13 protein-coding genes are annotated in these 26,516 nt (G+C 75.7%); 5 read left to right on the top strand and 8 right to left on the bottom strand.

The window, feature by feature from the left end; translation table 11 throughout:
• Positions 1-202 precede the first annotated feature (202 nt).
• On the bottom strand, positions 203-823 hold the full coding sequence (locus ACFT41_RS27780) for an L-threonylcarbamoyladenylate synthase (RefSeq protein ID WP_377588860.1): 621 nt from the start codon (positions 821-823) through the stop codon (positions 203-205).
• 85 nt (positions 824-908) lie between these two features.
• Between ACFT41_RS27780 and ACFT41_RS27775 the strand changes: the two genes are divergently transcribed.
• On the top strand, positions 909-1,310 hold the full coding sequence (locus ACFT41_RS27775; protein ID WP_377588862.1) for a hypothetical protein: 402 nt from the start codon (positions 909-911) through the stop codon (positions 1,308-1,310).
• Between the two features lie 55 nt (positions 1,311-1,365).
• Here ACFT41_RS27775 and ACFT41_RS27770 read toward each other — a convergent pair whose 3' ends face one another.
• Genes ACFT41_RS27770 through ACFT41_RS27755 form a run of 4 tightly spaced genes read right to left on the bottom strand, consistent with a single transcriptional unit; the run spans position 1,366 to position 11,922 of the window.
• Positions 1,366-1,608 (bottom strand): acyl carrier protein, encoded by a 243-nt coding sequence (locus ACFT41_RS27770; protein WP_377588863.1) that lies wholly within the window; start codon positions 1,606-1,608, stop codon positions 1,366-1,368.
• Positions 1,608-4,733 (bottom strand): amino acid adenylation domain-containing protein, encoded by a 3,126-nt coding sequence (locus ACFT41_RS27765; RefSeq protein ID WP_377588864.1) that lies wholly within the window; start codon positions 4,731-4,733, stop codon positions 1,608-1,610. The genes ACFT41_RS27770 and ACFT41_RS27765 overlap by 1 nt, the downstream gene beginning before the upstream one ends.
• Positions 4,734-4,753: 20 nt before the next feature.
• On the bottom strand, positions 4,754-6,259 hold the full coding sequence (locus ACFT41_RS27760; RefSeq protein WP_377588866.1) for an AMP-binding protein: 1,506 nt from the start codon (positions 6,257-6,259) through the stop codon (positions 4,754-4,756).
• The gene (locus tag ACFT41_RS27755) at positions 6,256-11,922 is read right to left on the bottom strand and encodes an amino acid adenylation domain-containing protein (protein WP_377588867.1); all 5,667 of its coding nucleotides are present in this window, start codon (positions 11,920-11,922) and stop codon (positions 6,256-6,258) included. The genes ACFT41_RS27760 and ACFT41_RS27755 overlap by 4 nt, the downstream gene beginning before the upstream one ends.
• Before the next feature lie 142 nt (positions 11,923-12,064).
• Between ACFT41_RS27755 and ACFT41_RS27750 the strand changes: the two genes are divergently transcribed.
• Entirely contained in the window at positions 12,065-14,716 is a 2,652-nt protein-coding gene (locus tag ACFT41_RS27750) for a condensation domain-containing protein (protein WP_377588868.1), read from the top strand.
• Positions 14,717-14,875: 159 nt separating this feature from the next.
• On the top strand, positions 14,876-20,329 hold the full coding sequence (locus ACFT41_RS27745) for a carboxyl transferase domain-containing protein (RefSeq protein ID WP_377588869.1): 5,454 nt from the start codon (positions 14,876-14,878) through the stop codon (positions 20,327-20,329).
• 100 nt (positions 20,330-20,429) lie between these two features.
• Here the strand turns inward: ACFT41_RS27745 and ACFT41_RS27740 are convergent, their stop codons facing one another.
• The 3 genes from ACFT41_RS27740 to ACFT41_RS27730 are packed head-to-tail and all read right to left on the bottom strand — an operon-like array spanning position 20,430 to position 22,840.
• A complete protein-coding gene (locus ACFT41_RS27740; protein WP_377590263.1) occupies positions 20,430-20,855 on the bottom strand; it encodes a hypothetical protein in 426 nt (141 codons plus the stop codon).
• Between the two features lie 13 nt (positions 20,856-20,868).
• Positions 20,869-21,501, bottom strand: a complete 633-nt coding sequence (locus ACFT41_RS27735; RefSeq protein WP_377590262.1) for an RNA polymerase sigma factor — start codon at positions 21,499-21,501, stop codon at positions 20,869-20,871.
• Between the two features lie 28 nt (positions 21,502-21,529).
• Positions 21,530-22,840, bottom strand: a complete 1,311-nt coding sequence (locus ACFT41_RS27730; RefSeq protein WP_377590260.1) for a S8 family serine peptidase — start codon at positions 22,838-22,840, stop codon at positions 21,530-21,532.
• A 187-nt stretch (positions 22,841-23,027) separates the two neighbouring features.
• Here ACFT41_RS27730 and ACFT41_RS27725 point away from each other — a divergent pair, with 187 nt between their 5' ends.
• Complete coding sequence (locus tag ACFT41_RS27725; RefSeq protein WP_377590259.1) at positions 23,028-25,637, top strand: CHAT domain-containing protein; 2,610 nt, start codon at positions 23,028-23,030, stop codon at positions 25,635-25,637.
• Between the two features lie 126 nt (positions 25,638-25,763).
• Positions 25,764-26,516, top strand: a 753-nt coding sequence (locus ACFT41_RS27720) for a S1 family peptidase (RefSeq protein WP_377614031.1), incomplete at its 3' end; no start/stop codon positions are given.

Below are 26,516 nucleotides of genomic sequence, written 5' to 3'. Positions count from 1 at the left end.
TACTGCACTCGGGAGGGTGTGGGAGAGTAGGACACCGCCGGACATTCTTTCGTTCAGGGCCACCCCGTGAGGGGTGGCCCTGAACCGTTTCCAGGACCATGCTGTCCCGGCGAGCTGCTCGCGGACCCGCCCGGGTGGGGCGGACTGCCGCGATCACACGGGGCAGAGCGCGTAGCGCGCCACGCCGGTGCCGGCCCGGGCGTCAGGCGAAGCGGGCCGGGTCCCCGGCGCCGACGCGGACGATCTCGGGTTCGCCGTCGGAGAAGTCCACCACGGTGGTGGGCTCGGTGCCGCAGTCGCCGGAGTCGACGACGGCGTCGATGACGTGGTCGAGGCGTTCCTTGATCTCCCAGCCCTGGGTCATCGGTTCGTCGTCGCCGGGCAGCAGCAGGGTGCTCGACAGCAGTGGCTCGCCCAACTCGGTGAGCAGGGCCTGGGCGACGGTGTGCGCGGGGATGCGGACGCCGACGGTCCTCTTCTTCGGGTGCAGCAGCCGGCGCGGCACCTCCTTCGTGGCGGGCAGGATGAAGGTGTAGCTGCCGGGGGTCGCCGCCTTGACGGCGCGGAAGACGGCGTTGCCGAGATGGACGAACTGGCCGAGCTGCGCGAAGTCGCGGCACACCAGGGTGAAGTGGTGGCCGTTGTCGAGGTGGCGGATCTCCCGGATCCGGTCCATGCCGTCCTTGTTGCCGAGCCGGCAGCCCAGGGCGAAGCAGGAGTCCGTGGGATAGGCGATCAAGCCGTCCCGGCGGATCAGGTCGGCCACCTGGCCGATGGTGCGGGGCTGCGGATTGTCCGGGTGCACGTCGAGGTACTTCGCCATGGCGGGAAGCTTAGGCCCCCGCCTCGGCCTGTCGTGTTCCTGACAGTGTTCAATCGACTTAAACGTAGACGGTCATCGTTGTTCCATGGCCGTTCGATCGTTCCGTGGGGGCGGATACGGGGACACGCTGGGTTCCCCGCCGATGCCCGGCCCCGTGCGGGTCACCGTGCTCGTCTTCGCAGTCCTGACGCTGCTGTTCGCTCTCGCAACGGTGCACCGGTTGCTGGTCGAGGACGGCTCGCTCGGCGCCGCGGTGTTCTTCGCCACCATGGCGGCGGCCTGCGCGCTGGTGGCGGGGAGTCTGTCGGCCCGCCGGCCATGGGCGGCCTACCTGGCGTACGCGCTGTCCGGGCTGTTCGCCGCGGCCTCGCTCGGCCTCTTCGGCGCGATCACGATCGTCGGGCTGGGGCTGCTGGCCTGGGTTCTCTGGTCGCTCAACACGCGGCCCGCACGGGATTGGTTGAGCGGGCGCCGCCGGCTGCGGTGAGGCCCGTCCGCGGTGGCGGTGGCGCGGCCCGGGGGGCGCCACCGCCACCCGACGGTCAGCCCGGCGCGACGATCGCCACCAGGTCGTCGACCGTGTCCAGCCGATGGCCGGGTGCGGTCAGCTCCACCTCGACGTCGTACTCCAGTTCGAGGGCGTCGACGAGGCGCAGCAGGCCGAGGGAGTCGACGCCCAGGGCGATCAGCGAGCCGCCGCCGAGCACGTCGGCGGCGGACACCTCGCCCCCGGTGGCCTCGCTGACCAGTGCGGCGATCCGCGTACGCGGGTCGGTGGTGCCCATCAGAGTTCCTCTCGGGACTGTCGGACGATCTCGGCGATCTCCGCGATCGTGGGGGTGTCGAAGAAGGCGTCGAGCGGCACCTCGACGCCGAGCCGCTGCTGGATCCGCCCGCTGATCCGGGTGATGGTCAGCGAGTGCCCGCCCAGGTCGAACAGGTCCTCGTGCACCCCGATGTCGGGGATCTTCAGCACGTCCTGCCAGATCTCGCGCAGTGCCTGCACCACCGGGTCGGCGTCGGTCTCCGGCGCGGTCGACGGCACCGCCTCGGGGGCGTCCCGGTGCGCCGGTGCGGGCAGCGCGGCGCGGTCGACCTTGCCGTTCGGGTCGACGGGCAGCCGGTCCAGCAGCACCCAGTCGGTGGGCAGGACCGCCGCCGGGAGGCTGAGCGCCAGGTGCCGCCGCAGGTCCGCCGCGTCGACGACCGCGCCGGCGCGGGGCACGGCGTACGCGACGAGGCGGGCCTCGCCGTCGGCGTCGTGGTGCAGCGTCGCGGTCGCCTCGGCCACCGCCGGGTGCTCCAGCAGGCGGGCGGTGACCTCGCCGAGTTCGAGGCGGTGCCCCCGGACCTTCACCTGGTCGTCGCAGCGGCCGAGGAAGTCGAGCCGGCCGTCCGGCAGCCACCGGCAGCGGTCCCCGGTGCGGTACAGCCGGCCGTCGGCCGCGCCGAACGGCGCCGGCACGAACCGCTCGGCGGTCAGGTCGTCGCGGCCCCGGTAGCCGTCGGCGAGCCCCGCCCCGGCCAGGTACAGCTCGCCGGGCACGCCGACGGGAACCGGCCGCAGCGCGGCGTCCAGCACGTACGCCCGCACGTTCGGCAGCGGGCGGCCGATGGTCACCGTGTCCGGGTCGGCGGGGACGTCCTCGACGGTGGCGTAGATGGTCGCCTCGGTCGGGCCGTACCCGTTGACCAGCCGGGCCGTACGGGCCCGCAGCTCGCGGGCGAGGACGACCGGGAGAGCCTCCCCGCCGGCGACCGCGACCAGCGGCTCGCCCGCGCCGCCCGCGCCGCCCGCGCCGAGGCCCGCGTCCAGCAGCACCCGCCAGCCCGACGGGGTGGCCTGGGCGTGGGTCACCCCGGCGTCGCGGACCAGCCGCAGCACGGCGGCGCCGTCGAGGGCGCTGACCCCCGAGGCGACGACCACCCGGCCGCCGGTGACCAGCGGCAGGAACACCTCCACGCCGGAGATGTCGAACGACGGCGAGGTCAGGTGCAGCCAGCGGTGCGCGGGCCCGGCGTCCAGCAGGTCCCGCATGCCCAGCAGCAGGTTGGTCAGCGCGCCGTGACCGACCGCGACGCCCTTGGGTCGGCCGGTCGAGCCGGAGGTGTAGAGCACGTACGCGAGGTCCGCGGCCGTCGGGGCGTCGGTGTCCGCGCCAGGGTGCCCGCCGGCGAGCAGGTCGACCTCGTCGAGGGCGAGCATCGGCGGGCCGGCGTCCGGGCCGGCGGACCCGGCGTGCGGCGGGTCGGTGGGCGTGGCGGTGGTCACCACCAGCGCCGGGTCGGCGTCGGCGAGCACGAGCCGCTGCCGCGCCGCCGGGTGGCCGGGGTCGACGGGCAGGTACGCCGCCTGGCAGCGCAGCACCGCCAGCATCGTCACCACCGTCCGCCAGGACCGGTCCAGCGCCACCGCGACCAGCGAGCCCGGGCCGATGCCCCGCCCGCGCAGCAGCCCTGCGAGCCGTCCGGCGGCGGCGTCGAGCTGGGCGTAGCCGAGGGTGACGTCGCCGTCGACGACGGCCACCGCGTCGGGGTCCGCGGCGACCCGGGCGGCGAACAGCTCGGGCACGGTCGTGCCCGGGTACGCCCGCGCGGTGTCGGTGCCGGCCCGGGTGACCCGGTCCAGCTCGTCGGCGGGCAGCACCGGCAGGCCGGCCACCGGCCGCTGCGGGTCGGCGACGACGGCGGCGAGCAGCGTGCGCAGGTGGCCGCCGATGCGGGCGACCGCGTCGGTGCCGATGGCGGCCGGGCTGTGCTGGAGGCCGACGTCGATGCCGGTGGGGCCGTCCACGACCTGCACGTGCAGCGCGTTGCGGGCTGCGCCGCCGAACAGGGTCCACTCCACGGCGGAGGCCACCCCGGCGAACGCGGGATCGTCGCCGCGCCGGCGGTAGCCGACCGACACGGCCGTGAGCGCGGGCGCGGGGCGCAGCCCCGACACGGCGTGGGCCAGCGGCACGTGCCGGAACCGGTACACCTGGCGCAGCCGGGCCCGCACGGCGCGGGCGTGCTCGGCGAACGAGCCGGCGGCGGTGGAGTCGTCGGCGGTGACGGGCAGCTCGTTGACGAACAACCCGACCCGGTCGGCCTGCCCGCGCGTGCGGGTGGAGAGCGTGACGCCCACCGGGACGCCCCGGTTGCCGTACCGGTCGAGCAGGGCGTGCACGGCGGCGAGCAGCAGCTCGAACCGGGTCACCCCGATGATGCCGGCGGCCCGGCCCACGCCGTCGACCAGGTCGGCGGGCAACGCCACGTCCACGACGGCGCCCGGCTCCGCGCCGGTGGGCACCCGGCGCAGGCCGGGCAGGACCAGGTCACCGGCTCCGGGCAGGTGCCGCGCCCAGAACTCGCGGGCCGCCGGCAGGTCGACGGCGACGCGGTCCCGCTCGGCCACCGCGTCCCCGGCGTACCCGTCGTGGTGGGGCGTGGCCTGCGCCGGTGCGCCGGGCAGCGCGGCGCCGTACGCGTCGGCCAGGTCCCGGACCAGCACGTCCTTCGACATCCCGTCGAACGCGAGATGGTGTACGCAGACCAGCAGCAGGTGCCGGCCGTCGGCGCCGGTCAGCAGCGTGAACCGGGCCAGCGGGCCGACCCGCAGGTCGTGCGGGCGGGCCAGCTCCTCGGCGACCCGGGCGTCGGTCCACTCGCCGAAGGTCACCGACGCCCGCCCGTCGGCCGGGGCCAGCCCTGGCGTGCCGTCGGCGTCGGTGACGACCCGGGCGCCCAGCACGGGGTGCCGGTCGGCGACCGCCGCGCACGCCTCGCCCAGGGCCCGGCGGTCCAGGTCGGCGGCGAACCGGACGCCGAGTGCCATGTGGTACGCCGTGCCGGAGACCCCGGCCTGCTCGGTGAACCAGACGGCGTGCTGCGCGTATGTCGCCTCGGCGGTGCCCACATGCTCTCCCATGGATCGTTTCTCGGGGTGGATCAGTTGTCGAACAGGCCGGTGAGCTGCCGCTTTGGCACCTTGCCGCCCTCGTTGCGGGGCAGCGCGGCCAGCACCAGCAGTCGGGCGGGCAACTGGTAGTCGGCGAGCCGGTCGGCGAGGAAGGCGCGCAGCGCCGGCAGGGTCAACCCGGCGGCGTCGGCCTGCGGCCGGGCCACCACGGCGGCGGCGACGGCCGAGCCGAGCACCGGGTGCGGCACGCCGACGACGGCCGCCTCGGCGACGAGGGGGTGCTCGTGCAGCGCCGCCTCGACCTCCAGGCTGGAGACCTTGAACGCGCCGGACTTGATGACGTCCTGGTGCCGGTCGGTGAGGTAGAGGTAGCCGTCGGCGTCGATGCGCCCCACGTCGCCCATCCGTACCCACCCGGCGCGGAAGGTGGCCCGGTTGGCGGCGTCGTCGCGGTAGTAGGCGCGGGGGTACGGCGCCCGTAGCCACACCTCGCCGGTGGCGCCGGGCGGCAGCGGGTCGCCGTCGGCGTCGGCGATGCGCAACTGCCCGCCGACCGGGCGGCCGACCGCGTCCCGGCGCGCCGGATCGTAGATCATCGTGGTCTGCGCCGGGGCCGCTTCGGTGGAGGTGTAGTAGTTGACGATCGTGGCCTCGGGAAAGGCCGCGGCGAGCCGGGCCGCCACCGCGGGCGGCAGCGCCGCCGCCGTCGACCCGATCAGGTGTACGCCGGACAGGCCCCGGCCCCGCAGCGCCCCCGAGTCGAGCAGCTCGATGGCCATTGACGGGACGACGAACAGCGTGCCCGTGCCCGGGGCCTCGACCAGCCGGGCGAACCGGACCGGCGTGAACGCGGGCAGGGTGAGCGCGCCGGCCTTCGCCGTCAGCGCGTTGAACAGCATCGTCTGTCCGGCGTTGGTGCCGATGGCGAACGCGTGCAGGAACCGCTCGGAGTGGGCCAGCGCCAGCCGGCGGGGGTGGGTCGGCGCGCCGACGGTCAGGTTGGCGTGGCTGGCCCCGACGCCCTTCGGCCGGCCGGTGGTGCCGGAGGTGTAGAGGATCTGCGCGAGGTCGCCGGGGCGTACCGTCGGTGGGCCGGCCCCGTCGGCGGGCCCGGCGGCCAGATCGGCGGCCTGCCAGACCGGCAGCCCGGCGGGGGCGTGCGGGGCGGCCGTGGCGTCGCCGTGCACGACGGCGGTGGCCCCGCAGTGGGTCAGCGCGTGGCCGAGCTGCCCGGCGGCGAGCCGGTCCGACAGCGGCACCGCGACCGCGCCGGCCCGCAGTACCGCGCAGTACGCGACCGCGAAGCCGGTCCAGTCGCGGGCGCCGAACACCAGCCCCACCCGGTCGCCGGGGCGCACCCCGCGACCGCGCAGCCCGGCGGCACCGGCCGCCGCGCCGGCCGACCAGTCCGCGAAGGTCAGCGCCTGCCCCCCGGCCACCTCGACGGCGACCCGGTCGGGGTGCAGGGCGGTGCGCCAGGCCAGCAGCTCCGGCACGGTCCGGGCGGGCGGCGGGGCGGTCGTCGCCGCGGTCACCGTGGCTCGCCCGGGGTACCCGGGAGTTGCCCCGCGTCGGCGGTGGCGCGGGCCGGGTGGCCGGCACGGCGGGCCTCGCGTTCGGCGATGCCGATCAGGTCGTCCGGCGGCGCGTCGGGCACCTCGTCGTCGAACCTGGCCAGCACCGGCGTGGCCAGCGCGACGAGGGCGGTCAGCGCGATGCACGCCCCGAACACGACGTACAGCAGGCCGTGGCCCCGGCCAGGGCCGACGCCGATGACCGCGCCGACGGTGCCGGCCAGCGCGCCGCCGGGCAGCAGCAGCGGCTCGGCGACCCGCGCGGCGAACGGGGCGACGAGCCCCCAGCCCAGCGGCATGGTCGACCAGGCGATCATCTGGTTGAGCGCGAACACCCGGCCGTGGAAGCGCGGCGGGACCTTCGTCTGGATGATCGTGTGGTAGACGCCGTTGACGATGCCGAGCGCCAGGTACATGCCGAACGCGCCCGCGCCGACCACCAGCGGGTCCGGCCGTAGTCCGGTCAGCACGGCGGCCACCGCGATGCCGAGGGTGCCCAGCAGCACCGCCCGCATCCGGCGGCGGCTCGGGCCGCCCCAGACCAGCATCACCAGGCCGCCGACGGCCGCGCCGACGCCGCCGGTCAGCGCGATCCGCGCCACCTGCGCCAGGTCGGCGAAGCCGAGCACCAGCGGGGAGAGCAGGTACAGCGCGGGGAACAGGAACAGGTTCAGCGCGGCGAAGAACGTCAGCATGGCCCGGAACTCGCGGCGGCGCAGCGCGTACCGCAGGCCGGCGACCATCTCCTCGCCGATGCCCTCCCGGCGTTGCAACGCCAGGGTGTGGGGGAACCGGACGAGCCCCAGGACCCCGATCGCGAACCCGTACGACGCCACGTCGATGAGCAGGATGCCGCGCAGCCCCACCGCGTCGAGCAGGGCCACCGCGACCAGGGGGACGGTGAACTGGGTCAGTCCCATAGCGGTCTGGGTGACGCCGTTGGCGTGTCCGAGGAAACGCTTCGGCACCAGCTGCGGCACCGCCGAGACGAACGCCAGGCGTTGGAACGCCAGCGCCACCGACAGCCAGGCGACGAGCGGGTAGAAGTGCCATACCTGCGCCCGGTCGGCCAGCACCAGGGCGGCCAGCACCGCGTTCGTGCCCCCGGCGGCGAGGCCGGCGGCCAGCAGCACCCGCCGCCGGCTGGTCCGGTCGATGACTGCACCGGCCAGCGGCGCGACCAGCAGGCCGGGCAGCAGGCCGAGCACGGCGAACAGGGCGAACCGGGCCAGCGACCCCGTCTCCAGGTAGATCCACAGGGGGATCGCGAAGTTGGTCAGTGCGGTGCCCATGCCGGAGACCACCTGACCGGCGGCGACCAGGCCGAACCGGCGCATGTCCGGCTCCGGGGCCCGCGCCGCGCCGGCCGCCGGCCCCGACGCATGCGGTGCCTCGGGCGGGCCGGCCGGCTGGCGGGAGATCCCGGCGAGCTGCCATGCGGGCTCGACCCCGGACGGTGCGGCGGGCGCGTCGGCCTCGCCCCCGGCTCGCGAGTCAGCTCGCGACGCAGCGGCCGGCGGTGGCGCGGTGGCCGGTGGCGCGGGCGGGGCCGGCGCGTCGACCTGTCGGTGGACGGTCGTGACGATCTCGGCCAGCTCGGCGGCCCGGTACTTCAGGAAGTAGTGCCCGGCCTCGTCGACGACCGCGAGGGCGGTGCGGTCGCTGAGGAAGTGCCACTCCCGGAACCGCTCGGCGTGGTAGTCGGTGCTGCGGTCCCGTTCGCCGACCACGGAGATCAGCGGCGCCCGCAGCGGGGTGACCCGCCGGTGCATCAGCTCGGTGAAGTACTCCTCGGAGACCCTGGCGTCGTGGCGCATCGCCCGGATCAGGAACGCCGCCTCCTCGGGGGCGAGCGAGCCGACCGAGGTGCCCTGCGCCTGCAACCAGGTCCGGTAGATCCGGTCGCTGCGGATCCGCTCGGCCAGGCGCAGCCGCAGCAGCGGCCCGAGCAGCCCACCGGCGGGACGGCCGAACGGGAAGACCGCGCCGAGGTACACGGCGTCGAGGTCGCGCCCCTGCGCCTCCAGCAGCCGGGCCACCTCCACGGCGAGGGCGCCGCCGGGGCCGCAGTGCCCGTACAGGATCAGCGGGCCCGGCACCCGGGCCAGGATCTCCCCGGCGACCCCGGCGGCGACCTGTTCGATCGGTGCGGGGTCGTCGGCGAGGCCGACGTCGTGGCCCGGCATGGCCACCGACAGCAGCCGGTAGCCGGCGGGCAGCGCGTCGGCCAGCGGCTGGTAGACCACGGCGCTGCCGCCGCCGTACGGGACGCAGACGAGCGTGGCGACGTGTTCGGCGGCCGCCACCGGCGGGGTCAGCTCGTGCAGCAGCCCGCCCGGCCCGGTGCCGCCACCGGCGGCCAGGGCGGCCAGCTCACGGACGGTCCGGTGCCGGAACAGGTCCATCACGCTGACCGTGCCCGTGGCGCCGCCGGCGACGGCGGGCAGCTCGCGGCGCAGCCGGGCCACCACCCGCGTGGCCAGCAGCGAGTGCCCGCCGAGGTCGAAGAAGTCGTCGGTCGCGCCGACCTCGGCCACCCCGAGCACGGCCTGCCAGATCCCGGCGACCAGCGTCTCCACCGGCCCGGCCGGCGGCACCCGCTCACCGGCGGGAACGTCGTCGGTCGGCTCGGGCAGCGCCCGCCGGTCGACCTTGCCGTGCTCCTGCAACGGCAGCCGGTCCAGCAGCACCCACCGGCCGGGCACCATGTGCTCGGGCAGCCGGTCGGCCAGGGCGCGGCGCAGCCGCGCCGGCTGCGGCGCGTCGGCTCCGGTCGTCGGCTCCAGGTAGGCGACGAGCCGGTCGTCGCGCAGCAGCACCGCCGCCTGGTGCACGCCGGGGCAGTCGCGCAGGGCGGCCTCGACCTCGCCGAGCTCCACCCGGTAGCCGCGGATCTTCACCTGGTGGTCGCGGCGGCCCAGGAACACCAGCTGCCCGTCGGCGCGCCACCGGCCCAGGTCCCCGGTGCGGTACAGGCGCGCCCCCGGCGGCCCGTACGGGTCGGGCACGAATCGCTCGGCGGTCAGGCCGGGCCGGTGGAGGTAGCCGCGGGCGAGGCGGTCCCCGCCCAGGTACAGCTCGCCGGGCACCCCCACCGGCACCGGCTGCATCCGCTCGTCGAGCAGGTACATCCGGGCGTGCGGCAGCGGCCGACCGGTCGGCACCGGTCCGCAGGCGGATCTGTCGGCGGTCACCTCGTACGTGGCGACGCCGACGGTGGCCTCGGTGGGGCCGTAGTGGTTGAACACCCGGGCCGTGCCGGTGGCGGCGAGCGGCGCGATCCGCTCCAGGGCGGACGCCTCGCCGCCGAGGATCAGTGCGCGGGCGGGCAGCAGCTCGCCCGGCTCGGCGTCGGCGGCCAGCGCAGCCAGGTGTGACGGGGTGATCTTCAGGTAGTCGATGCGGTGCGCGCGTAGCTGCTCGGCCAGCTCGGCCCCGGTGCACCGGCGCTGCACCAGGTGCACCGTCCCGCCCGTGGCCAGGGCCAGGTAGAAGACGGTGACGGCGAAGTCGAACGACATCGACTGCAGCAGCGCGTAGCGGGCGGCCGGGACGACGGCGAACCGGTCGGCGACCCCGTCGAGGTAGCGCAGCACCTGCCGGTGCGCGACGGCCACCCCCTTCGGGGTGCCGGTGGAGCCGGAGGTGTAGATGACGTACGCCAGGTCGCCGCCGCCGGTCTCCGGCGGCGTGTCGGGCCGGGCGGCGACGTCGGTGGCGATCTGTTCCAGGCAGGCCACCCCGATGCCCGGGCCGGGGGCGTCCGGGCCGGTCCCGGGCGTGGCAGGCGGCTCCGCCGGGAGCCGGTCGCGCAGCTCGGCGCTGGTCAGCACCACGGCGGGCCGGGCGTCGGCGAGCATCAGGCCCAGCCGGGCCGGCGGCTGCTCCGGGTCCAGCGGCAGGTACGCCCCGCCGGCCCGTAGCACCCCCAGCAGCGTCACGGCCAGCTCCACCGACTGCTCCAGCAGCACCCCGACCAGGACGTCGGGGCCGACCCCGCGCCCGCGCAGCCAGTGCGCCAGCCGGTTGGCCCGGCGGTCCAGCTCCCGGTAGGTCACCGCGTCGGCACCGCACACCACGGCCGGCACGTCGGGGGTCGCGGCGGCGTGCGGGGCGACCAGGTCGGCCAGGGTGGCCGCCGCCCCGGTGACCCCGGGCCCACCGCCGGACGCCGGGTCGCCGCCGTCGGGCCGGGCCAGCGCCAGCACCCGGTCCCGCTCGGCGCCGTCGAGCAGGTCCAGGTCGACCACCGGCAGGTCCGGCCGGGCGACCGCCGCGCGCAGCAGGGCGTCGAGGCTCGCGGCCAGCCGGGCGACCGTGTCGGCGTCGAACAGGTCGCTGTTGTAGACGAACATGCCGCGCAGCCCGTCGGCGGTCTCGCTGACGTACAGCGACAGGTCGAAGCGGGCCGTGGCGGCGTCCGCGCCGAGGCTCTCGCCGCTCAGGCCCGCCGGCCACCGCCCGCCACTGCGGGCGTAGTTCTGCAGCGTGAACAGCACCTGGAACACCGGGGAGCGGCTGACGTCGCGGGGCACGTTCAGCTCCCGCACCAGCCGTTCGAAGGGGATCTCCTGGTGGGCCAGGGCGCGGACGACGGTGCCGCGGGTGCGCCGCAGCAGGGCCGCGAAGCTCGGCTCGGCGGCGGGGGAGTCGGCACCCGCGCCGGTCGGGGAGAGGTCGGCGCGCAGCGCGAGGGTGTTGACGAACAGGCCGATCAGGTTCTCCAGCTCCGGCACCACCCGGCCGGCGACGGGCGAACCGATGGCGAAGTCCCGCTGGCCGCTGTAGCGGAACAGCACCGCCTGCAGCCCGGTGAGCAGGGTCATGTAGAGGGTGGCCCGGTGCGCGCGGCCCAGCCGGCGCAGCCCGTCGGTCAGCGCGGCGTCGACGGTGAACCGGTGTGTGCCGCCCGCGTACGACTGCACAGCCGGGCGGGGCCGGTCGGTGGGCAGCTCCAGCGGCGGCACCCCGGCCAGCGCGCCGGTCCAGTACGCGAACCCGTCCCCGCTCGCCGGCCCGTCGAGGCGGTCGCGCTGCCAGGCGGCGAAGTCGACGTACCCCGTGGTGGGGGCCGGCGGTGGCGCCCCGCCGTCGCGCAGCGCGGCGTAGCCGGCAGCCACCTCGCCGAGCAGCAGGTCCAGCGACCAGCCGTCGCTGACGATGTGGTGCATGGCCAGGTGCAGGACGTGGTCGTCGTCGGCGAGGCGGATCACCAGCGCCCGCAGCAGGGGCGCGGCGCCGAGGTCGAACGGGGTGCGCACGGAGGCGTTGACCAGCTCGCGGGCGGCGGCCAGCAACGGCGCGTCGGTGACGGTGACCGGCACCCGCACCTCGGGCAGCACCTCCACGACGGGTTCGCCGTCGGCGTTCTCGGCGAACCGCATGCGCAGGCTGTCGTGCCGGACGGCGGCGCCGTCGAGGGCCGCGCGTAGCAGGTCGACCGCCAGGGGGCCGCGCAGCCGGGTCGTCGACCAGACGAGGTACGCGGCGGTGCCGGGGGCCAGCTGTTCGGTGAACCAGATCCGCTCCTGGCCGAATGACAGCGATGGTTTCTCCGCAGAACGGTGGAACGTCGTTTTCGGCGGGGAGTGCGTGGCCCGCGTCGGTGCGTCAACATTGGTCACGCGGAAGCCTTCTCACACGCCGGTGTCGGTCAGGAGCACGTAGTCTGCATGGTGCAAACGGAGCATCGCGTCGTCTGATCGGTCCACTGTGGAAAATCCGATCGACCGACCCGGCGTCCTACCGCCCGTCGTACGGTCGGGAATGCGATTCGCCGATGCCGTCGTGCCCGCGCAGTGGGCGTCCGAGACCCTGCTGCCCGCGCCCTTCCGTGGCGTCGGCTCCCCGCCGGCCCCGCTGACCTGGGCCCAGCAGGTGACGTGGCGGGCGGACGCCCGGTACGGCTCCCACCACCGCTTCCTCAGCCTGCGCCGCACCGTGCCGGTCTCGGCCCGCGCCGGTGTGGACCTCGACCGTGCCGCCCGGGCGCTCGGCGCGCTGGTCGGCCGGCACGCCTCGCTGCGCACCCGGGTATTCGTGATCGACGGTGAGCCGGTGGACGCCCACGCCGCCGAGGTGGTGCTGCGGGACCTGCGGCTGCTCCTGCTGCGCGGGCGCCTCGACACCCCGCCCGGCCACCAGCCGGCGGACGTGGCCCGGCTCCAGCACACCGCCGACGGGCGCCGCTCCGCGCGGACGGTGGCCTACTGGCTGCGGGAATTCGACCGGCTGCCGGCCGAGCCGTTGCCGGGCGGCGGCCCCGGGCTGACCCCCCGGCTGCGCCGGGGCGTGCTGGTCTCCTCGGCCGTCGACGTGGCGTCCCGGATGATCGCCGCCCGACACCGGGTCAGCACCTCGGCGGTGCTGCTCGCCGGCGTGAGTACCCTGGCCGCCGCCCGGTCCGGCCGGGAGCGCTGCGGCGTCTTCCCGATGGCGCACAACCGGTTCCCGGCCGGCTACGCGAATGCGGTGGCCAACCTCGGCCAGATCGGATTCTGTGTGCTGGACCTGGCCGACCGGCCCGCATTCCCGGAGGTGCTGTCCCGCGTCTGGCGGGCGTCGCTGAACGGCCTGCGGCACGCCTATTACGACCCGGCCGCGCTGCGCGCGGCATTCGCCGCAACCGGCCACGACTACGACTCGGCATTCCTGCCGCACTACTATTTCCACGACGTCCGGCTGCCCGTCGGCGGTCCGGCCGCCGCGCCGGCGGCGACCCGGGGCGAGCTGCGGGCCGCGATGACCGACAGCCGCTTCTCCTGGGCGGCCGGGCTGAGCCGGGCGTCCTGGCACCTGCTGACCCACGTGGTCGACTCCCCGGGCGGGGTGGGGATCACCCTGAGCGCCGACACCCGGCACGTCGCCCTCGACACGGTCGAGGTGTTCCTGCGCGAGTTGGAGGAGTTGGTGGTGGAGGCCGCGTTCGCCGAGGTGCCCTGGCCGCCGCCCGCCCCGGCGGCACCGCCGCCGGTGCCGCCGCCGGTGCCGCCGCCCGCCGTGCTCCCGGTCGCCGCCGGCGAGGAGCTGGCGTACGCGGAGTTCACCGGCGGCCGGGCCGCGACCGGCCCGCTCACCTGGGGCCAGCGGGCGATGTGGCGGGCCGTCGAGGTGTTCGAGTCGCCCCGGCACAGCGTGCTCAACCTGCGCCGCATCCTGGCCGTGTCCCGGCGCGCCGACGTCGACGTGGCGCGGGCCGTGCGGGCCGTCACGGCCCTGGTGCGGCGGCACGAGTCGCTGCGCACCCGCGTGCGCTGCGTCGACGGGGAGCTGTACCAGTCGGCTGCCGGGTCGGGCCGGCTGCCCGTGCTGGTGCACCCGGTGGCGTCCGCCGCGGCGGACCCCGACGGCCGGGCCGCCGCCTCGGCGCTGGCCGCGCGGCTGGGCGACCCCCGCTTCGATCACGCCGCCGAGTGGCCGCTGCGGGCCGGGCTGGTCACGGTGGACGATCGGGTACGCCAGGTCGTGCTGGTCTTCAGCCACTCCACCGTGGACTTCCACGCCACCGAGACGGTGCTGCGCGACCTGCGGATGCTCCTGCTGCGCGGGTCGGTGCCCCTGCCGCCCGGCCCGCAGTCGCTCGACATCGCCGAGCGGGAGGGCGACGGCGGACGCCGCCGCGGTGACCGGGCGGTGGCGTACTGGACGCGGCAGTTCCCCGGCCTCACGGTGGGCCTGTTCGAGCCGGTCGGCCCGGGGCTGACCCCCCGCTACCGCCGGGGTTCGCTGGTCTCGGCGGCCGTGCACCACGCGGCCCGGCTCGTCGCCGCCCGGCACGGGGTCAGCAACGCCACGGTCCTGCTCGCGGCCACGGCCGCCGTGCTCACTGCCGACGGCGGCGGGGACGTGTGCGGCGTGTTCACGATGGTGAACAACCGCTTCCAGCCCGAGTACGACGGGGCGATCAGCAAGCTCAACCAGATCGGGCTCTGCCGGATCGACCTGGCCGACCGGCCCGCCTTCGCCGAGTTGCTCGCCCGGGCCCGCACGGCGTCGCTGGACGCCTACCGGCACGCCTACTACGACCCGAGGGAGCTGGAACGCGCGTTCGCCGCGCGGGGCGTCGACCACCACACGGCCCTGGCCCCGTTCTGCTACCTCAACGACATCCGGCTGCCGCACGACGCCGGCGCCGAACCGGCCGGCCCCGACGAGACGACGCTGCGGGCGGCGGCGGCCCGCAGCTCGTTCCGCTGGGTGGAGGAGCTGGACAGATTCAGTTGGCGCTGCCGCCTCCAGGTCGTCGACGCCCCCGGGGCGGTCGAGCTGTCCGTCACCGTGGACACCTGCTACCTGCCGCCGGAGCGGGCCGAGGCGTTCCTGCGCGCCGTCGAGGCGTTGCTCGTCGAGGCGGCCTTCCGGGACGTCCCGTGGCCGTGGTCGTCGCCCGCCGGCACGGTCGGCGAGTGCCCTGGTTAGGCGTGTGCGGCCAACGGTCTTTGGTGGTTTCCTACAACGTCGGCCGCACAGCCTGCGCTGTCTGCGACATGGCGCAGCCGTCGGGTACACGGAAAGGTAAGACTGCCGGGGTCGCAGTGTCGCGTGCGCCCGTCGTCGGTCTACAGGAGGGCTGGGTCGGTGTTCAGTCGTGTCGCCATCGTCAACCGTGGAGAGGCCGCGATGCGGCTCATCCACGCCGTCCGGGACCTGGCCGCCGAGACCGGGACGCGGATCGAGACCGTCGCCCTGCACACCGACGTCGACCGCGCGGCAACCTTCGTCCGCGAGGCCGACCTGTCGTACGACCTCGGTCCCGCCTCGGCGCGGCCGTACCTCGACCTGAAGGCCCTGGAGCGCGCGCTGGTAGAGACCGGGGCCGACGCCGCGTGGGTCGGCTGGGGCTTCGTCGCGGAGGACCCGGCGTTCGCGGAGCTGTGCGAGCGGGTCGGCGTCACCTTCGTCGGGCCGAGCGCCGAGGCCATGCGCAAGCTCGGCGACAAGATCGGCGCGAAGCTGATCGCCGAGGAGGTCGGCGTGCCGGTCGCGCCGTGGAGCCGCGGCCCGGTCGAGACCCTCGACGACGCCCTGGCCGCCGCGGAGCGGATCGGCTACCCGCTGATGCTCAAGGCCACTGCGGGCGGCGGCGGGCGTGGCATCCGCGTGGTCACCAGCTCCGCCGAGCTGGCCGACGCCTACGAGCGCACCAGCCAGGAGGCGGCGCGCGCGTTCGGCAGCGGCGTCGTGTTCCTGGAGCGCCTCGTCACCGGCGCGCGGCACGTCGAGGTCCAGGTGATCGCCGACGGCGCCACCGCGTGGGCGCTGGGCGTGCGCGACTGCTCCGTGCAGCGGCGCAACCAGAAGGTCATCGAGGAGTCGGCCTCGCCGGTGCTCAGCCCCGCGCAGGCCGCCGAGCTGAAGGCGTCGGCCGAGCGGCTCGCCGTCGCGGTCGGCTACCGGGGCGCCGCCACCGTCGAGTTCCTCTACCACCCCGGCGACCGGCTGTTCGCGTTCCTGGAGGTCAACACCCGGTTGCAGGTCGAGCACCCGATCACCGAGGTGACCTGCGGGTTCGACCTGGTCAAGGCGCAGCTGCACGTGGCCTCCGGCGGCCGGCTCGACGGCGGGCCGCCGGCCGAGCGCGGGCACGCCGTCGAGGCCCGGCTCAACGCCGAGGACCCGGACCGCGACTTCGCCCCGTCCCCGGGCCGCATCGCGCGGCTCGACCTGCCCGCCGGGCCCGGCATCCGGGTGGACACCGGCGTCAGCGCCGGCGACACCATCCCCGCCGACTTCGACTCCATGATCGCCAAGATCATCGCGTACGGCCGCGACCGCCACGAGGCGCTCGGCCGGCTGCGCCGCGCCATGGCGGAGACCACGGTGATCATCGAGGGCGGCGCGACGAACAAGAGCTTCGTGCTCGACCTGCTCGACCAGCCCGAGGTGATCGACGCCAGCGCCGACACCGGCTGGATCGACCGCGTCCGGGGCGAGGGCCGGCTCGTGACGCACCGGCACTCCGCCGTCGCGCTGGCCGCCGCCGCCATCGAGGCGTACGAGGAGGAGGAGCGCGCCGAGCGGCAGCGGCTGCTGTCGACGGCGTTCGGCGGGCGCCCGCAGGTGCAGCACGCCAGCGGCCGGCCGCTGGACCTGAAGCTGCGCGGCGTCGGCTACCGGGTCCGGGTGGCGCGCGTCGGCGCGCACCGGTTCCGCGTCGGCATCGAGGCCGGCGACGGCGTGCGCACCGCCGACGTCGAGCTCGACCGCTTCGACCGGCACACCGGGCAGATCGCCGTCAACGGTGCCCGCTACCGCCTGCTCACCGGCACCCACGGGCCGGTGCACCTGGTCGAGGTCGACGGGGTGACGCACCGGGTCAGCCGCGACGAGGGCGGCGTCGTCCGGTCGCCCGCGCCCGCGCTGGTCGTCGCCACGCCGCTGGAGGTCGGCGCGGAGGTCGAGGCGGGCGCGCCGGTGCTCGTGCTGGAGAGCATGAAGATGGAGACGGTGCTGCGGGCGCCGTTCCGGGCGCGGCTCAAGGAGTGCACCGTGTCCGTCGGCAGCCAGGTGGAGACCGGCGCGCCGCTGCTGCGGCTGGAGCCGCTCGCCGACGACGCCGAGGCCGAGGACACCTCGTCCGGCGCGGCCGTCGAGCTGGATCTGCCCGCCGCCCCCGCGCGGATTCCGGCGCGCGAGCGCGCCACGCGCGGCCAGGAGGACCTGCGCAGCCTGCTGCTGGGCTTCGACGTCGACCCGCACGACGACCGCCGGGTGCTCGACGACTACCTGGTCGCGCGCCGGGCCGCCACCGAGGACGGCTACCGGCCGCTGGCCGAGGAGTTCGGGCTCGTCGACGTGTTCGCCGACCTCGCCGAGCTCAGCCGCAACCGGCCGGCCGGCGAGGACGGCGACGGCCATGTGTTCAGCGCCCGCGAATACTTCCACACCTACCTGCAGTGCCTCGACGTCGAGCGGGCCGGGCTGCCGGAGACGTTCCAGGCCAAGCTCGCCAAGGCCCTCGGGCATTACGGCGTCACCGAGCTGGAGCGCACGCCCGCGCTCGAGGCCGCGGTGTTCCGGATCTTCCTCGCCCAGCAGCGCGCCTCCGCCGACGCCACGGTCGTCGCGACGCTGCTGCGCGAGTGGCTGCGGGAGCCGCCGCCGGACGACGTGCTGCGCGAGCCCGCCGGTCTGGCGCTGGAGCGGCTGGTGGCCGCGACGCAGGTCCGTTTCCCTGTGGTCGCCGACCTCGCGCGCGGCGTGGTGTTCGCCTGGCTGGGCCAGCCGCTGCTGCGCCGCAACCGCGCCCGCGTCTACGCCGCCGTGCGCCGGCACCTGCGTCACCTCGACGCCCACCCCGACGCGCCGGACCGCGCCGAGCGCGTCGCCGAGATGGTACGCAGCACCGAGCCCCTGGTGCGGCTGCTCGGCCAGCGGCTCGTCCGCGACCACCTCGACAACGGGGTCATGCTGGAGGTGCTGACCCGCCGCTACTACGGCAACAAGGGCCTCACCGGCGTACACACCAGCGAGGTCGCCGGCTGCACCTTCGTCGTCGCCGAGCGGGCCGACTCGCGGGTGGTCTCCGCCGCGGTGCGGTTCGAGGCGCTGGGCGACGCGCTGCGCGGGCTGGCGGAGCTGGCCGGCGGCGAGGACGCCGTCGACGCCGACATCTACCTCGCCTGGGAGCGGCAGCCGGCGGACTCCGACGCGATGGCGGCGGCGCTGCACGAGGTCATCGGCGCCTACCCGCTGCCCATCCAGGTCCGCCGGATCACCGCCACCGTCGCGGGCCGCAGCGGCACGGTGATGCACCATCACTTCACGTTCCGCCCGTCGACCGCGGGGATGGCCGAGGAGCGGCTGGTCCGCTTCCTGCACCCGTACATCGCGCAGCGGATGCAGCTGGAGCGGCTGCGCAAGTTCGACCTGACCCGGTTGCCGTCGTCGGACGAGGAGGTCTACCTCTTCCGGTGCGTGGCGCGGGAGAACCCGTCCGACGATCGCCTCGTCGCGTTCGCCCAGGTGCGCGACCTGACCGAGCTGCGCGAGCACGACGGCCGGCTGGTGGCGCTGCCGACGGCCGAGGACACCGTCGCCACCTGCCTCGACTCGATCCGGCGCGCGCAGTCGCGGCGGCCGTCGAACAGGCGGGTCAACACCAACCGGATCGTGGTCTACGTCTGGCCGCCGAGCGACATCACCCGCGCGGAGCTGGAGACGATCGCCGGGCGGGTGCTCCCGACGACCGCCGGCGCCGGGCTGGAGGAGATTCTGTTCATCGCGCGGCAGCGCGACAGGGACACCGACGAGCTGACCAAGATCGCCGTGCGGGTCTCGTTCGACGCCACCGGCGCGGCCGAGCTGACCGTCGGCGAGCCGTCGGACGAGCCGGTCGAGCCCCTCGACGACTACCGGCAGAAGGTGCTGCGGGCCGCCAGCCGTAACACGGTCTACCCGTACGAGCTGACGGGCCTGCTCGGCGAGTTCGTCGAACACGACCTCGACGAGCGGCACGCGCTGGTGCCGGTCGACCGGCCCCGGGGCCGCAACCGGGCGGCGCTCGTCGCCGGCGTGGTCACCACCCGCACGACGCGCTACCCGGAGGGCGTCACCCGGGTCGTGCTGCTCGGCGACCCCACGAAGTCGCTCGGCGCGCTGTCGGAGCCGGAGTGTCGGCGCGTGATCGCCGCGCTGGACCTGGCCGAGTCGATGCGGGTGCCGCTGGAGTGGTACGCGCTGTCCTCCGGCGCGCGGATCTCCATGGAGTCCGGCACGGAGAACATGGACTGGGTGGCCGCGGCGCTCAAGCGGATCGTCGAGTTCACCCAGGACGGCGGCGAGATCAACATCGTGGTCGCGGGCATCAACGTCGGCGCCCAGCCATACTGGAACGCCGAGGCGACGATGCTCATGCACACCAAGGGCGTCCTGGTGATGACGCCGGACTCGGCGATGGTGCTCACCGGAAAGCAGTCGCTCGACTTCTCCGGCGGCGTCTCGGCGGAGGACAACTTCGGCATCGGCGGCTACGACCGGGTGATGGGCCCGAACGGGCAGGCGCAATACTGGGCGCCGAACCTGACCGCCGCACGGGACGTGCTGATGGCGCACTACGATCACACGTACGTCGCCCCCGGCGAGTCCGCGCCGCGCCGGGCGATCACCACCGACCCCGTCGACCGCGACGTCTCCGACTTCCCGCACACCATGGCGGGCAGCGACTTCACCACCGTCGGCGAGATCTTCTCCGCCACGGCCAACCCGGACCGCAAGAAGCCGTTCGACATTCGCAGCGTGATGCGGGCCCTGGCCGACCAGGACCATCCGGTGCTGGAGCGCTGGGCCGGCATGGCCGACGCGGAGACCGCGGTGGTGCAGGACGTGCACCTCGGCGGCCTGCCGGTGTGCCTGCTCGGCATCGAGTCGCAGTCGGTGCCCCGGCGCGGCTTCCCGCCCACCGACGGCCCGGACACCTACACGGCGGGCACGCTGTTCCCGCGCTCGTCGAAGAAGGCCGCGCGGGCGATCAACGCGGCCAGCGGCAACCGGCCCCTCGTCGTGCTGGCGAACCTGTCCGGCTTCGACGGCTCGCCGGAGTCGATGCGCAAGCTCCAGCTCGAGTACGGCGCCGAGATCGGGCGGGCGATCGTGAACTTCCGGGGACCGATCGTGTTCTGCGTGATCTCCCGCTACCACGGCGGCGCGTTCGTGGTCTTCTCGAAGGCGCTGAACCCGAACATGACCGTGCTCGCGCTGGAGGGCTCGTTCGCCTCGGTGCTCGGTGGCGCCCCCGCCGCCGCCGTGGTCTTCTCCGGCGACGTCAACGCCCGTACCGCCGCCGACCTGCGGGTGCGGGACCTGGAGGCCCGGGTCGCGGCGGCCTCCGGCACCGGGCGGGCCGCCCTCACCGCCGAGCTGGACGAGCTGCGCTCGTCGGTGCGGGCGGAGAAGCTCGGCGAGGTCGCCGCCGAGTTCGACCGGGTGCACAACATCCAGCGCGCGGTCGAGGTCGGCTCCGTCGACGCCGTCATCCGCGCGGCCGAGCTGCGGCCCCGGATCATCGAGGCCATCGAGTCCGGCCTGCGCTGAGCTGCGATCCCGCCGGCCGGCGTCCTCGGGCGCCGGCCGGCGGGCCTCCGCCGCGAGCCGGTCGGCCTCGACCAGCTCAGGTCCAGCCGGGAAGGCCGCGTCAGCCCAGGCTGACCCAGTCGGTGGCGACGGCGTACCCGTCGGCGCGGGCGGACAGCCGGACCGGGCCCGACGGGGGAGCGCCCAGCGAGAAGAAACCCACCTCGTCGACCGGCGACTCGTCGTAGGGGCCGGTGGCCGTGCGGGCGGTGACCCGGCCGCCCCGGGGCGGGGAGAGCTGGCCGACGATGCCCGCGTCGGTCACCTCGATCTCCAGCACCACCTGCCCACTGCGGAACGACAACGTGCGCGTGGAGCCGCCCGAGCGGGTCAGGCCGGCGGGCTCGGCGTCGCACGCCGAGTCGAACATCAGCTCGGCGACCGCCAGCTCGGCGTCGACCGTCCGCCAGGCGAACGCCGCCCGCGCCGCGGTCAGGAACTCCTCCGGGACCGGCCCGGTGTCCCACAGCGCGGCGCCCAGCTCCACGGTCAGAGCGTCGTCATCGGCCGGCGGCCACGGCGCCATCGCGTTCACCCCCGCTCGTCTCGAGGCCCCGGCGCACCCCGAGGAACGGGGCGAGCGCCGGGCAGTTGCGTAGCTTGCGTATGCAGCGCGCCTGGGTCGGGCCGATGCTACCCACCGGCATGCCCAACCGTTCGCCGGTCTCCCGGTAGCTGACCGGCGGGTCGGCCGTCAGCAGGGCCAGCAGCTCCTGGCAGCGGGGCGGGAGCTGCGCGAAGCCCTCCCGCAGCGCCTGCCGCCGTTCGGCCCGCAGCAGCTCCTCGTCGGGCGTCGCCGTGTCCACCAGCGACCCGTGCCGGGCGTCGAGCGCGTCGTCGTACGGGTCGACGGGCCGCGTGCGGCGGTCGAGGCGGGACAGCCGGTAGCACTCGCGTCGGGTCGTGGTGGCCAGCCAGGCGGCCAGCGCCTGCGGGTCGCGCAGCTGGTCGAGCCGCTCCACCAGGCGCAGCCACACGGTCTGGTTGACGTCGGCGGCGTCGGCGCGGCTCATCCCGTGGGCCCGGATCACCGCCACCACCAACGGCGTGTAGCGGCGCACCAGCTCGGTCCACGCCGCCTCGTCGCCGCCGGAGGCCGCCGCCACCAGGCGGGTCGCCGTCGCATCGCTCACCGTGCCTCCCCGTGGCCCGTCGCGCGGCTCATGCGACGAGCACCCCGTAGTCGGGATGCCAGCGGGGGTTCGCCAGCAGCGCGGTCCGCGCCGCGTCGGCGCTCAGGCCACCGGCGGTCATCATCGCGGCGAGCCTACCCGACACGTGGCCCGTGGCGAACGAGCTGCCGGCCCACGTGGCGAAGCCGTGGAACACCTGGGTCGGCAGCCCCGGGAGCGGCAGTTGACCCTCGACGTACGTGCTGTCGCGCTCGCCGAGGGCGCAGGCGTCGACCCACGGGCCGAAGCCGCTGTAGGGCGCCGGCACGAAGACCCCGCCGTCGCGGCGCACGGCGGCCACGGCCAGCACCCGCTCCAGGGCGGCCGGCCAGGCGGGGCGGCTGCTACCGGCGTTGCCGGCGGCGGCCACCACGGCGGTCTGTGCCGGCAGGGCGGCCACGGCGTTGACCAGCGGCAGCGGGGCCACGTCGTCCTGGGTGAAGCCGCCGAGGGACAGGTTGATCACGGACACCTGGGGCCCGAGGCGGGCCATGGCCGCCACCAGCATCGCCTCGTCGCCGACGCCGGTGGGGTTCAACGCCTGCTCGGGGTCCACCCGGACCCCGGGCGCGGCCTGCCGGACGACCCCGGCGACGAAGGTGCCGTGCCCACCCTGCGGGGCCAGCGTGGTGCCGGAGACGTACAGCGCGTCCACGTCGTCGGGCTCCGGCAGGTAGCTGCCGCCGAGCCACTGGGGGTGCCAGGCACCGGCCTGCTGCCAGATCCCGGTGTCGCAGACTCCGACGGTGACCCCGGCCCCCTCGCCGAGCCGGGTCGGGTCCGGCGGCGGCAGCGCGGCCGCGGCCCGGGGCGGACTGCCCGGGCTGCCCATGATGTTGCCCAGGCCCAGCAGCACGTGGTGGGGCTGCACCACGGGGACGTTCTGGCCGGGCCACTGCCTCGGGTCGCGCAGCGCCGTCACCACCGCCGGCACGTCGGTCTCCTTGGCGAACAACAGCCGGGTGACGCCGGCGAAGCCGGCCCCGATGGACACCTGGTGGCCGCGTGAGCGCAGCCAGGAGAAGACCCGCTGGGCGTCGGCATTGGCGGCGAGCACCTGCCGGGGGCGGTAGAGGAACTCCCGGCCTGGCGCGGTGTACCGCCGCACGTCGGGGTCGGCGGCCAGGGCGGTGGCGAAGGCCTTCTGGTAGGCGTCGTCGTCCGCGCCCTCGGCCGCCGCGGCGGCCGGCCGCAGCCCGCCAACGACGGGCAGCGCCGTGGCGCACGCGGTCAGAGTGAGCAGCCCTCGCCGGGACAGTCGACCGGCGTGCGGTGGCGTGCGGGGGCGGTCAGGAAGCACCGGTCCTCCAGGCGGTCGCGACGTGCGCGGTCGGCGGTGTCCCGGTGCGACAGCACGTCGGGGCACTGTCGATTCTTCCAAAGCATAGTTGAAAGTCAATTGGAGGAATGGGTGGTCCAATGCCGGCAATTTCCACTGTCCGGCCTCGGATTGACGATGGACGGGTTCATCGGGAACGCTGTCTGGCATGGCCGACAGCGCCGGTTCCGCCGGCGCGGCCCAGTCCGCGCTCGACGCCGTGCAACGCTATCCCCGCGAGGCGATCGCGATCGCGCAGCGGGTGCTCGCCGCCGGCCGAGCCGTCGCCGGTGACGAGCGCTCCACCGCCGAACGGGCGATCGGCCTGGCCCTGCGGGAGCTCAACGACCTGCCCGGGGCGTTGCGGCACCTGCGCCGGGCGGAACGGGCCGCCACCACGCCCCGGGCGCGGGCGTTGGCCCGGATGAGCCTCGGCTACGTGCTGGCCAACGCCGGCCGCACCGCCGCGGCCCTGCGGGCCGTGACCGCCGCCCTGCCGCAGCTCGCCGGCGCCGACGCCGGGCACGCCCGGTTGCAGCGGGGCGTGGTGCTGCACTACCGCGGCCGCTACGACGAGGCGGTGCGCGACTACTCCCTCGCCGTCGAGATCGCCCAGCGCGAGGGTGACCGGCTGCTGGAGGCGAGGGCCCGCAACAACCGTGGCCTGCTCAACGCCCACCGGGGCGCGCGGGGCCGCGACGGCGACCTCGCCCGGTCGGCGGCCATCTTCGAGGGGCTCGGGCTGGACCTCGCCGCCGCCGACGCCCGCTGGAACCTGGGCATCGCGGCCGGCCAGCGTGGCGACACGGTGGGGGCGCTGCGCTGCTTCGCCGAGGTCGAACAGGAATACCGGCGCCTCGCCGTGCCCCGGCCGGCGTTGCTGCTGGACCGCTTCGAGCTGCTGCTGTCGGTGCCGCTGGTGGACGAGGCGGTCGAGGTCGCCGCCGTGGCCGTGCGGGAGTTGAACCGCCGGGGCATGGCCTCCGACCTCGCCGAGGCGCTGCTGGCCCGGGCCCGGGCCGCGCTGCTCGCCGGTGACCTGGACACCGCCACCGGCACGGCGGCCCAGGCGCGGGCCCGGTTCCGCCGCCAGGGCCGCCGCACCTGGGCCGCCTTCGCCCGGCACGTCGAGCTGCGCGCCGAGTTCCGCCGGGGCACCTGCTCGGCGGCCCTGCTGACGGCGTTGGTGCGTACCGCCGGTCAGCTCGACGCGACCGGCTGGCCCGGCCCGGCGCTGACCACCCGGATCGACGCCGGCCGGCTGGCCGCCGCGCTGGGCCGCCCCGACCGGGCGGCGGGCCTGCTGGACGCGGCGGCCCGCGCCCGGCGGCGGGGCACCGCGCCCGGCCGGGCCCAGGGGTGGTATGCCCTGGCGCTGTCGCACCGCCTCGCCGGGGACGACCGGGCGGCGGCCCGGGCGCTGCGGCGCGGGCTGGCCGTGCTGGACAGCCACCGGGCCTCGCTCGGCGCCACCGAGCTGCGGGCGCACAGCGGGGCGTACGGGCAGGAGTTGGCCGCCGAAGGCCTCGACATCGCCGTCCGCTCGGGCGCCCCGGCGCGGGTGCTGGCCTGGGCGGAGCGGTGGCGGGCCAGCGCGGTACGCACCCGGGCGGCGCTGCCGCCGGCCGACCCGGACCTGTTCGCCGCGCTCACCGAGCTGCGGCTGGTCAGCAGCCTGCTGGAGGACGACCTGCTGGCCGGCCGGCCGGCGCACGCGCTGCGGGGCCGGCAGGCCCGGCTGGAGCAGCACATCCGCGACCTGTCCCGCCGGGCACCTGGCGGTGGGGCCGTGGCGTCTCCGCCCGGCGTGTCGACGCTCGCCGGGCGGCTCGGCCCGCGCGTGCTGGTCGAGCTGGTGGCGCACGGCGACCGGCTGCGGGCGGTGCTGGTGCGCGACGGCCGGGCGACACTGCACGACCTCGGCCCGCTCGCCGAGGCGGCGAACCGGGCCCGGCTGCTCCGGTTCGGCCTGCGCCGGCTGGTCACCACCGGCGACTCGGTCGGCGTGCGGGCGGGCGTGGCGCACGCGGCGGCGGCGCTGGACCGGCAGCTGTTCGATCCGCTGCGCCGGCACCTGGGCGACCGTCCCCTGGTCGTCGTCCCGATCGGGGCCCTGCACGCGGTGCCGTGGTCGGGGCTGCCCAGCTGCGCCGGCCGGCCGGTCACCGTCGCCCCCTCGGCCACTGCCTGGCTGGTCGCGGACCACCGGGACGCGCCGGGCGGGCCGCCGGTGCTGGCGGCGGGTCCGCGCCTGCCGGCCGCGCAGACCGAGGTACGCCAGCTCGCCGCCGCGCTGCCCGGCGCGCGGGTGTTCACCGGGGCGGACGCCACGGCCGGCGCGCTGACCGCCGCGCTGGACGGTGCTGCGCTGGCCCACATCGCCGCGCACGGCACGTTCCGGGCCGACAACCCGCTCTTCTCCCGCCTCGAACTGGCCGACGGGCCCCTGCTCGCGTACGAGCTGGAGCGGCTGCCCCGGCCGCCGGGCTGCGTCGTGCTGTCCGCATGCGACTCGGGGCTGTCCGGGGTGCGCCCCGGCGACGAGGTCATGGGTTTCACGGCGGTGCTGCTGGCCCGGGGCGCCCGCTGCCTGGTGGCCACCGTGCTGCCGGTGCCGGCCGAGCCCACCACCGCGCTCATGCTCGACCTGCACCGCAGGATGCGGGCGGGTGCCCGGCCGGGGCGCGCCCTGGCCGACGCCCAGGCCGCGTTCGTCGCCACGGGCGACGCCGCCGCCCTGGCCACGGCGGCGGCCTTCGTCTGCTTCGGTGCCGGCTGAGTGCGGCGATAACACCGTCGTATGATCCGGCGAGGATGATCTGTAATCGACGAGTGTCAATATGATTCCCGTCATCCGAACGCGGCGCGTCACCCCCGGCGCACCGCCGATGATGCGGAGGAACACATGGTTCGCTGGCGCACTCTCACCGGCCTGCTGGCCGCCGCGCTGGCCGCGGTGACCGCGGGCAGCCTCACCCTCGCCGCCCCCGCCGCCGCGGGCGACGCCACGGTCACCCCGAACGTCGTCGGCGGCACCCCGGCCGCCCAGGGCGAATTCCCCTTCATGGTGCGGCTCTCCATGGGCTGCGGCGGCTCGCTCTACAGCCCCACCCTGGTCCTCACCGCCGCGCACTGCGTCAGCCGCACCGGCGCCAACACCAGCATCACCGCCACGCTCGGCACGGTCGACCTCCAGTCGGCCAGCCGGATCACCGTCCGGTCCAACTACGTCTACCGCGCGCCGGGCTACAACGGCTCCGGCAAGGACTGGGCGCTGATCCGCCTGGCCACCCCGGTCACCAGCCTGGCCACGCTGCCCATCGCGACCACCGGCGCGTACGACAGCGGCACCTTCACCATCGCCGGCTGGGGCGCGGCACGCGAGGGCGGCGCGCAGCAGCGTTACCTGCTCAAGGCCACCGTGCCGTTCGTCAGCGACTCCGTCTGCAACGCCAACTACGGCGGCGACATCATCCCGGCCGAGGAGATCTGCGCCGGGTACGCCGCCGGCGGCACGGACACCTGCCAGGGCGACTCGGGTGGCCCGATGTTCCGCCGCGACGCCAGCAACGCCTGGATCCAGGTCGGCATCGTCAGCTGGGGCAACGGCTGCGCCCGCCCCAACTACCCGGGCGTCTACACGCAGGTGAGCTACTTC

This window comes from Micromonospora sp. NPDC057141 (genome assembly GCF_042670805.1).
Classification (GTDB): domain Bacteria; phylum Actinomycetota; class Actinomycetes; order Mycobacteriales; family Micromonosporaceae; genus Micromonospora.
The sequence above is the reverse complement of the archived record's forward strand: the minus strand, read 5'-3'. Positions and strand labels throughout refer to the sequence as shown.